Raw genomic sequence first — 9,244 nt, forward strand, 5'->3', positions numbered from 1 at the left:
GACGAGGGCATGGGGGGCGGGCCCACGTGTCCGCCGCCGGGCCGGCCGGCCCGGGCCGCGCCTGCACCCTGGGGTGCGGCGCCTCCCTGCTGCGACGTGCTGGCGGCGAGGGTACGGCTGCGCACGCGGTACAGGCCGGTGTCCAGGTCCTCGGCCTTCTCCAGGTGGACCTTGATGGCACCCATGAACGTGTAGCGCTGCTGCTTGGCGTAGTCCCGCACCATGCTGGACAGCTCGTCGCCGAGCTGTCCGCTGTAGGGGCTGAGGCGCTCGAAGTCCGGAGCGCTCAGTTCCACGATGAAGTCGTTCGGGACGACGGTCCGGTCGCGGTTCCAGATCGTGGCGTTGTTATCGCACTCACGCTGGAGCGCGCCCGCGATCTCCACGGGCTGCACCTCGGACTTGAACACCTTGGCGAAGGTGCCGTTGACGAGGCCCTCGAGACGCTGCTCGAAGCGTTTCAGTACTCCCACGGGGCACCTCCTTCCTCAGTCTTCTTCAGGGTCGTCCCTGTACTGCTTACTGATCGTATCCACGCGTCGGGAAAACAGCTGGTTCCCCTTTCCCGCCTAGAGGACGAGTGTCGCCTCTCACAAGGTTGCCCACGCTCGCCGTCCGATGCTGACTGCGATCGTAGATGCGGCCGCACGACAGTGTCCCGCAACTGCCGAGCTCCCCGGGTGGGCGGGGCCGTTGAGGAGCTGCGCGGTGCACGGATGGACCTTCCCCGCGGGCGCCGTACTGACGCGACGGGGAGGATTGGATGTCCGCCGCGGGGCCGGGCGGGTGACGGCCCGGTGGACGGCACGGCTGACGGGTCCATGACCCGCCGGTGCGGTGGCCTGCGGAGAACGGGTTCGAAGGCACCCCCGACAGCGTGCTAATGTTTTCCATGTCGAAAGGCGCTCCCGCCGAAGACCCGGACCGAACGGCCCGGATCCCCGGTGAGAGAATCGAACGACAACACCCATGCGCGGGTGGCGGAATAGGCAGACGCGCTGGATTCAGGTTCCAGTGCCCGAAAGGGCGTGGGGGTTCAACTCCCCCCTCGCGCACAGAGGACCCCCGGTCCCGGAGAGATCCGGACCGGGGGTTTTTCGTTGTCCGAAAGTACGGCGGCGGGGTGTGAGGCGTACCTCACACCCCGCCGCCGTCAGGCTCGGTACGGCTCAGGCGGCGACGCGCTCCGCGAGCTCCTTCGCCTTGATGACCGCCTCCTGCTGGGCCTTCTCGCGGGACTCCTCGAAGAGCGGGACCAGCTCGGCCATCGCCGGGTTCGACGGCGCCATCGTCAGCTCGGGCACGATGAAGTCCACCTCGAAGCCGAACGCCCCGGTGAGCACGGACTCCAGGTAGTTCCGCACGTACTCGAAGTCCTCGCGCGGGGTGCCCGGGGCGTAGCTGCCGCCGCGGCTGGCGACGACGACGGCCGGGGTGCCCTTGGCGGACGCGTTCTCGCCCGGTGCGGTGCGGCCCATGATGATCGTCTGGTCCAGCCACGCCTTCAGGGTCGAGGGGATCGTGAAGTTGTACATCGGCGCGGCGATCACGATCGCGTCCGCCTGCTCGATCTCCTCGGCGAGCTTCGTGCGCAGCGCGAAGGCGGCCTGCTGCTCCGGGGTGTGCGTGGCGGGGTCGCTGAAGCCGGCCGAGGCGGCGACGCCGTCGAGGTGCGGCAGCGGCTCGGCCGCCAGGTCGCGGTGGATGACCGTGCCGCCGGGGTGCTGCTCCTCCCAGGTCTTGCGGAAGGTGGCGGTCACGGCACGGGAGGCGGATACGCCCTCGGGCGAGACGGACGAGTCGATGAGCAGCAGCGTGGCCATGGTGAGCTCCTTAATGGAAAACCGTATGTACCTATGGATACCACAGCCACTTACTTTTTTATAGCTCCCTACCGGAAAGCAGTACTCTGGTGTCATGGCGGATCACGGCGGAGAGGCATGCAAGCAGGTCGACAGCGGCATGACGCGCGTCTTCGGGCTGTTCGGAAAGCGCTGGACGGGGCTGATCGTGGCCACCCTGATGCCGGGGCCGGTGCACTTCGCCGACCTGCGGCGGGCGATTCCGGGCATCAGCGAGCGGATGCTCTCCGACCGGCTCGTGGAGCTGGGCTCGGCGGGTCTGGTGGTCCGCGAGGTCGACGCGGGCCCGCCGCTGCGCGTGGCGTACCGGCTCTCCCGGGCCGGCCTCGCCCTGGAGCCGGCGCTCAAGGAACTCGCGCGCTGGGCGGAGACGTATCTGGGGGACGGGGGGCAGTGCCCGGAGCGATTCCGGGACTGACGGGGTTCCGGAGCCGATGTGGTTCCGGGATCGCTTCGTGGCGGGGGTGGTGCGTGGTCAGCCGAGGCGCTGCTGCGCTTCGTTGTAGCGCAGCAGGTACGCGGCGAAGCGCTCCAGATCCGCGTCGTCCCAGTCGGCGAGCCGGTCGGTGAACGCCTGGCGGCGCTGGGCGCCGGCGCTGGCGAGCACCTGCGCGCCGAGCTCGGTGGGGTGCAGTACCTGTACGCGGTGGTCGTCCGGGTCGACGCGGCGCTCGACGAATCCGAGCCTCTCCAGTGCGGAGATCTGCCGGCTGACCGTGGACTTGTCCAGCAGGTAGTGTGCGGCGAGATCGGTGGCGCGGCAGCCCTTCTGGTCCTCCAGATGGGCGAGGAGGGTGTACGACACGAGCGAGAGCTCGGGGTGCATCCGGGCCGCGGTGGCGCGGGCGCGACGCGCGAATGCGGTCAGCTCCTGCTGGATGATTCCGACGGAGTCGTCTCGCTGAGCCACGGTTTCAGCCTTTCTTCCTGCTTGTTGCATAGTACAACCTAAATTGCGGTGCTTTCCGTCGGCAGGGCTCGGGCCGGGTGGGATGGTGGTCTCCTCGCCTCCCCACCGTCAGAAGACACGGACCCGACCGGAGGGACCCCTGATGGACACGGTGCGGCTTCCGCACGTCAGCGGTTTTGCGCGGCGTGGTGACGACGGGCCGGGGCCGAAGGCCGCCGGCAAGGCGCTGCGGGAGACGGTTCCGCGGCCCGCGCACAGTGAGCCGGCCTTCGGGGCCGGCCGCCCGGGCGCCGTGGCGGCGGTGGAGGAGGCCGGCGCAGGCCGGCTGCCGGCGCTCGTCCCGATACGGGTCGGCCGGATGGCCGCCTCGCCGTTCGCGTTCCTGCGCGGCTCGGCCGGGCTGATGGCGTACGACCTGATGACCACGCCCGTCACCGGCATCGCGGCCCAGATCTGCGGCGACGCGCACGCCGCGAACTTCGGGCTGTATGCCGACGCCCGCGGCCGGCTCGTCATCGACCTGAACGACTTCGACGAGACCCTGCGGGGGCCGTGGGAGTGGGACCTGAAGCGGCTCGTGACCTCGCTCGTCCTGGCGGGCCGCGAGGCGGGCGCCGATGAGGACAGCTGCCGGGACGCGGCACGGGACGCGGCGGGCGCGTACCGCCGCACGATGCGGCTGCTGGCGCGGATGCCCGCGGCGGACGCGTGGCACGCCATCGTGGACGAGGACCTGGTCTCGCACGCCGACGCGCGGGACCTGGTGGGCACGCTGGAACGCGTGATGGACAAGGCGCGCAAGAACACCAGCGCGCGCTTCGCCGCGAAGTCGACCGAGGCGGTACCGGACGACGGCGGCGCGGCACCGGGCGGAGGACGGGCGGGCGTCCGGCGGCAGTTCGTCGATGCGCCGCCCGTGCTGCGGCGGGTGCCGGACGCGGAGGCCGCCGCGGTGGTGTCGGCGCTCTCCGGATACCTGCGGACGCTGCCCGACGACCGGCTGCCGCTGCTGTCCAGGTACGCGGTGCACGACGTGGCCTTCCGCATCGTCGGGACGGGCAGCGTGGGCCTGCGGTCGTACGTCGTCCTGCTGCTGGATCACCGGGGGGAGCCGCTGGTGCTCCAGGTGAAGGAGGTACGCGCGTCCGCGCTCGCGCCGTACGTGGCGAAGGCCGGGTTCGAGGTGGCGCCCGTGGAGCACGAGGCGCGCCGGGTGGTGCTGGGCCAGAAGCGGATGCAGGTCGTGAGCGACATACTGCTGGGCTGGACGACGGTGTACGACTCGGGGGCCGCGGCGGGTGGGCGCCGGGAGGGGCTGCCCTTCCAGGTGCGGCAGTTCCGGAACCGCAAGGGCAGCGTGGACCCTGCGGCGCTGCCGGCGGACCAGCTGGACGACTACGCGCGGATGACCGGTGCGCTGCTGGCCAGGGCCCATGCGCACAGTGCCGATCCGCGGCTGGTCGCCGGGTACTGCGGCAAGAACGAGGTGCTGGACGAGGCGCTGGCCTCGTTCGCGGTGGCGTACGCGGACCGTACGGAGGCCGACCACGAGGAGCTGGTCACGGCGGTGCGCAACGGGCGGCTGGCCGCAGAGCCGGGAGTGTGAGCCGGGCCGTAGGGTGGCCGGGTGACGAACTCGCAAGCGCAGAACGGGCAGGACGGCCAGGAAGCCGCAGGCGGTGCGGGCCCGGAGGGCCCGGCGGCCGGCGGCTCCGAAGGGCGGGCAGCGGGCGGCACCGCCCGGCTGGCGCAGGCCGTACGGGCGGCCGAGCAGGCACTGATCGAGTTCGAGATCGCGGTGGAGACCTTCCGGGTGGAGGTGGAGAACTTCTCGCGCCTGCACCACCAGCGGCTCGGGCCGATGTACTCGCGGCTGGACGAACTGGACGCGCAGATCGCGGAGGCCGTCGCGGCGCGGTCGGGCGATCCGGAGGACGTGCGCAGGGCGCAGGAGCTCCGTGCCGCCGTGCTGCCGATGCCGGGTGTGGAGGAGCTGTTCCACGGCTGGATGGGTTCCGAGGGGCTGTGGCCCGAGGCGCAGGCCATGCTGACGGACCAGCCGGTGAGCCCGCCGCAGAAGGTGCGGCCGAGCGAGGAGGCCCGCAAGGTGTTCCGGGACCTGGTGCGCAAGGCGCATCCGGATCTGGCGCGGGACGAGGCGGAGCGGGAGCGCCGGGACGCGTTCATCTCGCGAGTCAACGCGGCGTACGCGGTCGGTGACGAGGCGGCGCTGCGGGAGCTGGCGGCGGAGTGGGAGGCCGGTCCGGTCCCGCAGGAGCGGCAGCTGAGCGAGAGCGAGGAGCTGTACGCGCGGCTGGAGTGGCTGGCCACGCGCAAGGAGATGCTGACGGCGGTCGCCGCGGAGCTGGAGGAGAGCGCGATCGGCCAGATGCTCAAGATGGCGCCGGAGGACCCCGACGCGCTGCTGGAGCAGATCGCCGAGAAGCTGCTGGCCGATGTGGCGGAGCGCGAGGAGCGGCTGGCTCAGCTGGTCGGATAGCGCGGGCGGCGTGCGGGGAGGCCGGTCGGGTAGCGTCGGGGTCATGCATTTTGGTTCTGTGCCCACGGTCGGTGTCGATGCGCTCACGCCGGCGGATTTCCTGCTGGACGTGCGTGAGGACGACGAGTGGGAGGCCGGGCACGCCGAGGGCGCCCTGCACATCCCGATGAGTGATTTCGTCGCGCGCTACGCCGAGCTGACGGAGAAGGCGCCCGAGAGCGGCAAGGTGTACGTACTGTGCCGGGTCGGCGGCCGTTCGGCGCAGGTCACGCAGTACCTGGTCCAGCAGGGCGTCGACGCGGTGAATGTCGAGGGCGGCATGCAGGCGTGGGAGGCCACCGGGCGTCCGGTGGTCACCGATCAGGGCGGAGCGGGCACGGTCATCTGACCCTCGGCCCAAGGCTTTTGGCGGCGGCGCTCTGTTTCACGTGAAACGTGAAGCGGGGCGCCGCCGTTGTTCGGCTGCTCGGCCGCCGTCGCCGTGGTGCGGCAGGCGTCGCCGTTGTACGGCTGAGGCTCACCCCAGCGCGTGAGCGGCCAACAGGTCTCCCAGTGCTTCCTCGTGGGCCGCGGCCGGGCCGAGTGCGAGCTCCAGCTGCTTGGCCCAGGCGTGGTAGCGGTGCAGCGGGTAGTCGGTGTCGGCGCCGAATCCGCCGTGGAGGTGCTGGGCGGTCTGTACGACGCGCCGCACGCCCTCCGCGGCCCAGATCTTGGCCACGGCGACATCTCCGGCCGGGGGCAGGGCGCCGGGTGCGCCGGTACTGATGCGCCAGGCGGCCTGCCACAGGGTCGCCTCCATGGCCCGCAGGTCGATGTACCGGTCGGCGGCCTGCACGGCGACGGCCTGGAACGTGGCGACCGGGTGCCCGAACTGCTCGCGGGTGCCGGTGTATTCGGCGGTCATGGCGAGCACCCGCTCGCCGAGCCCCAGCGCTTGGGCGCAGGTGCCGACGGTGAGAAGCTGCCGCAGCCGTTCCCAGGCGGCGGGGTCGGTGATCACCTCGCGGGCGGTGAGCCGTACAGCTTCCAGCCGGACCTCGGCGTACCGCTCTCCGCTGGTGGAGATCTGCTCGGCGAGGGTGACGCCGGGGTGGGCGCGGGGGACGAGAGCGAGGACGGCGCTGCCGTCGCGGGTGTGTGCCGGGAGGAGGAGGCGGTCCGCGCTGTGGGCCCAGGGCACGGCGCTGTGGGTGCCGTCCAGGGCCCAGTACGCGTCCTCCTCGTGTGCCTCGGCGGCCAGTTCGGCCGGTTCGTGTCCGGTGCGTCCGGCGCCGGCGACGGTGACGATCAGCTCGCCGCGGCCGATGCGGGGCAGCGTCTCCTCGCGCAGGCCGGGGTCGGCGTACGTCTGCAGGGCGAGTGCGGCGGCAGCGGTCTCCAGCAGCGGTACCCGGGCGAGGACCTTGGCGGCTTCGCGCAGGACGAGACAGAGCGCGACGGGGTCGAGTCCCGACCCGCCGTACGCGGGGTCGAGCACCAGGCCGATCAGGTCGGTGTCGGCCAGCGTGCGCCACAGGCCGCGGTCGATGTCCTCGGCGACGGCTCCGGTGGTGAGGGCGGGCGACGGGACGGCGTCGGGGGCGACTCCGGAGAAGACGGCCCCGGCCGCCTCGGCGGCCGCCTGCTGTTCCTCGGTGAAGGTGAAGTCCACTGGCTGTCCTTCCGCACGCACCGTTGGGGGCCTGCAAGGTAGAACAGGTTGCAGGAATTGGGAATGGCGGCGGACGGCCGAGGTGTGGCCGGGGCGGTCCGGCGGGGCCCGGGCGACGGCCCGGAAGGTGTCGAGGCTGTGCACAACCGGGGGAACGCTGTCGCTGCGCACGTGGCCTGGGTACGGTTCCGTGGCGGGATGGAGCCGCACAGGACCGGGGAACGGGGCAGGAATGCAGTCATACGCGGACGAAACGCGACCACCACAGGTGTCGCCCGTCACCGCGCTCTCTCTCCCTTCGCGGATCGTGGTGGCGACCGCGGCGGGCGGCATCGCGATCGCCGCCCTGGTCCACATCGCGATGATGTTCCTGCACGTCGCCCCGTCCAACACGGTCACCAAGGCGCACGGCGCGGCGGTCAGCGACTACGTCTACCCGGAGTACGAACAGAACTGGAAGCTGTTCGCGCCCAACCCGCTGCAGCAGAACATCTCCGTACACGTACGGGCGGAGATACGCCCCGGCGACGGCGGCAGCGCGCGTAGGACCGGCTGGACCGACCTGACCGCGATCGACGGCCGGGCCATCCACCACAACCTCCTCCCCAGCCACACGCAGCAGAACGAACTGCGTCGCGCCTGGGAGTCGTTCGTCGGCTCCCACGACGCGCAGAACCGTTCGAACGGCGTCCGCGGTGAGCTGACTGAACGCTATCTGCGGCGGATAGCGATGGGCCGCCTCGGCGCGGAGTGGACGGCGCAGGGCGGCACGGTCGCCCGGATCGAGTTCCGCTCGGTGACGACGCCCGTCGGGCCGCCGCCGTGGAGCAGCGAGAAGATCAGTAACAAGCCCGTGTACCGGGTGCTGCCCTGGTGGCCGGTCACCGTCGACGACGTGCCCGAGGGGGCGAGCAACCAGTGAGCACGCACTCCACCGGGCCTCGGCAGACGCCGGATGCCGACGGCGCCGACACGCAGAACGGGCAGGACTACGTCGTGCAGGACACCTGGATAGAGCGCGCGATCGGCCGCGGGTTCGCCCGCGTCACGGCCGGTCCGATGGCTCCGTACCAGACCGCCGTGATCCGTATCGGCTTCGCTGCGACCTGGCTGTTCTTCCTGTTGCGCGAGTGGCCGCACCGCCACGAGCTGTACGGCCCGGACGGCGTCTGGAGCCTGGACATGGCCCGCCGGCTCCTCGGGAACAACGGCGCGTTCTCCGTCCTGGTCTGGTCCGACGGCCGCGGCTGGTTCGAGTTCGTGTACGCGCTGGCCATGATCTCCAGCGCGCTGCTGATGCTCGGCTGGCGCACCCGCACCATGTCCGTGCTGTTCATGGTCGGCGTGCTGTCGCTGCAGAACCGCAGCGTCTTTCTCGGGGACGGCGGCGACAACGTCATCCACCTGATGTCGATGTACCTGGTCCTGACCCGCTGCGGACAGGTCTGGTCGATGGACGCCAGGCGCGCGCGGCGCGCGGCAGCGGCCGGTGCGGACGGGACGCCGGGCCGGGATGTGACCGGCGTACTCCTGTGGTCCGTCCTCGGAGTGGCCCTCGCCCTCGCCCAGCTGCTGGGGCTGCACGGGCTGGAGTGGTCGGCCGACGGGCCGTTCCCGCATGTGGGCTGGGCCCTGGCGCTGTGGGGGCTGTGGCTGGCGCACGGCGCGTGGTGGTGGGTGCGGCGCTACGCGCCGGGCGAGCCGCGCACGGTCCTCAACACCCTCGCCGACCTCGCGCACAACGGCGCGCTGCTGGTCATCATGGTCGAGGTCTGCCTGATCTACGCCACGGCCGGCTGGTACAAGATCCAGGGCAACCGCTGGCAGGACGGCACCGCCGTCTTCTACCCGATGCACCTGGACTACTTCTCGCCGTGGCCCGAGCTGTCGGCGCTGCTCGCGAGCAGCGGGCTGGTGGTCATGCTGGTCACCTACGGCACGGTGATCGTGCAGGTCGCCTTCCCCTTCACGGTCTTCAACCGGCGCGTGAAGAACGTCCTTCTCGTCGCGATGATCCTCGAGCACCTGTCCATCGCGGTGCTGCTCGGGCTGCCGTTCTTCTCGCTCGCGATGGTGGCGGCGGACGCGGTCTTCCTGCCGACGAACTTCCTGCGGTGGCTCGGTGGCCGGGTGGCGGCCGTACGCGACCGGCTGCTCCCGGGCGGCGCGGCGCGGCCCGCGGACGGAGGGACGGCGGGCAGGGCGTCCGGAGCGGCGTCCGGTGCTGGGGCCGGCGCGGCGTCCGGAGCGGTGGCTGACGCGGCGGGGGACGCAGCGGGTGAACCGGGGAAGCCGGCCGGTGGGCCGGGGGACGCGGAGGA

General features: G+C 71.6%; 10 protein-coding genes and 1 tRNA gene. 7 read left to right on the plus strand and 4 right to left on the minus strand.

What is annotated here, in order from left to right:
* A partial coding sequence (locus CCS38_RS34605; RefSeq protein WP_223737577.1) for a DUF3662 domain-containing protein occupies positions 1–473 on the minus strand: 473 nt, incomplete at its 3' end.
* A 498-nt stretch (positions 474–971) separates the two neighbouring features.
* Between CCS38_RS34605 and CCS38_RS34610 the strand changes: the two genes are divergently transcribed.
* Positions 972–1,055: transfer RNA gene (locus CCS38_RS34610), tRNA-Leu, on the plus strand.
* Positions 1,056–1,169: 114 nt separating this feature from the next.
* Here the strand turns inward: CCS38_RS34610 and CCS38_RS34615 are convergent.
* The gene (locus CCS38_RS34615) at positions 1,170–1,823 is read right to left on the minus strand and encodes an FMN-dependent NADH-azoreductase (protein WP_223737578.1); all 654 of its coding nucleotides are present in this window, start codon (positions 1,821–1,823) and stop codon (positions 1,170–1,172) included.
* A gap of 94 nt (positions 1,824–1,917) precedes the next feature.
* On the opposite strand from CCS38_RS34615, the gene CCS38_RS34620 reads away from it, so the two are divergent.
* A complete protein-coding gene (locus tag CCS38_RS34620; RefSeq protein ID WP_223737579.1) occupies positions 1,918–2,280 on the plus strand; it encodes a winged helix-turn-helix transcriptional regulator in 363 nt (120 codons plus the stop codon).
* A gap of 57 nt (positions 2,281–2,337) precedes the next feature.
* Here CCS38_RS34620 and CCS38_RS34625 read toward each other — a convergent pair whose 3' ends face one another.
* A complete protein-coding gene (locus CCS38_RS34625; RefSeq protein WP_223737580.1) occupies positions 2,338–2,772 on the minus strand; it encodes a MarR family winged helix-turn-helix transcriptional regulator in 435 nt (144 codons plus the stop codon).
* Positions 2,773–2,914: 142 nt separating this feature from the next.
* On the opposite strand from CCS38_RS34625, the gene CCS38_RS34630 reads away from it, so the two are divergent.
* From CCS38_RS34630 to CCS38_RS34640, 3 genes are read left to right on the plus strand one after another with little or no spacing between them, the layout of a single operon-like run.
* Entirely contained in the window at positions 2,915–4,378 is a 1,464-nt protein-coding gene (locus CCS38_RS34630; RefSeq protein WP_223737581.1) for a DUF2252 domain-containing protein, read from the plus strand.
* Positions 4,379–4,399: 21 nt separating this feature from the next.
* Positions 4,400–5,272, plus strand: coding sequence for a J domain-containing protein (locus tag CCS38_RS34635; RefSeq protein ID WP_223737583.1), 873 nt, complete (start codon positions 4,400–4,402; stop codon positions 5,270–5,272).
* 43 nt (positions 5,273–5,315) lie between these two features.
* On the plus strand, positions 5,316–5,660 hold the full coding sequence (locus CCS38_RS34640; protein WP_223737585.1) for a rhodanese-like domain-containing protein: 345 nt from the start codon (positions 5,316–5,318) through the stop codon (positions 5,658–5,660).
* 129 nt (positions 5,661–5,789) lie between these two features.
* On the opposite strand, the gene CCS38_RS34645 is transcribed toward CCS38_RS34640, so the two are convergent.
* Positions 5,790–6,923, minus strand: a complete 1,134-nt coding sequence (locus CCS38_RS34645; protein ID WP_223737589.1) for an acyl-CoA dehydrogenase family protein — start codon at positions 6,921–6,923, stop codon at positions 5,790–5,792.
* Between the two features lie 232 nt (positions 6,924–7,155).
* On the opposite strand from CCS38_RS34645, the gene CCS38_RS34650 reads away from it, so the two are divergent.
* Positions 7,156–7,845, plus strand: a complete 690-nt coding sequence (locus CCS38_RS34650; protein WP_223737591.1) for a DUF5819 family protein — start codon at positions 7,156–7,158, stop codon at positions 7,843–7,845.
* A gap of 137 nt (positions 7,846–7,982) precedes the next feature.
* A partial coding sequence (locus tag CCS38_RS34655) for an HTTM domain-containing protein (protein ID WP_223737592.1) occupies positions 7,983–9,244 on the plus strand: 1,262 nt, incomplete at its 3' end.

Origin of the sequence: Streptomyces purpurogeneiscleroticus, from assembly GCF_020024005.1 — a bacterium.
GTDB classification, from domain to species: domain Bacteria; phylum Actinomycetota; class Actinomycetes; order Streptomycetales; family Streptomycetaceae; genus Streptomyces; species Streptomyces purpurogeneiscleroticus.

Coding starts and splice junctions, on each gene's coding strand:
- CCS38_RS34615 (WP_223737578.1), bottom strand. CDS start 1,823: ATGGCCACGCTGCTGCTCATCGACTCGTCCGTCTCGCCCGAGGGCGTA.
- CCS38_RS34620 (WP_223737579.1), top strand. CDS start 1,918: ATGGCGGATCACGGCGGAGAGGCATGCAAGCAGGTCGACAGCGGCATG.
- CCS38_RS34630 (WP_223737581.1), top strand. CDS start 2,915: ATGGACACGGTGCGGCTTCCGCACGTCAGCGGTTTTGCGCGGCGTGGT.
- CCS38_RS34640 (WP_223737585.1), top strand. CDS start 5,316: ATGCATTTTGGTTCTGTGCCCACGGTCGGTGTCGATGCGCTCACGCCG.
- CCS38_RS34650 (WP_223737591.1), top strand. CDS start 7,156: ATGCAGTCATACGCGGACGAAACGCGACCACCACAGGTGTCGCCCGTC.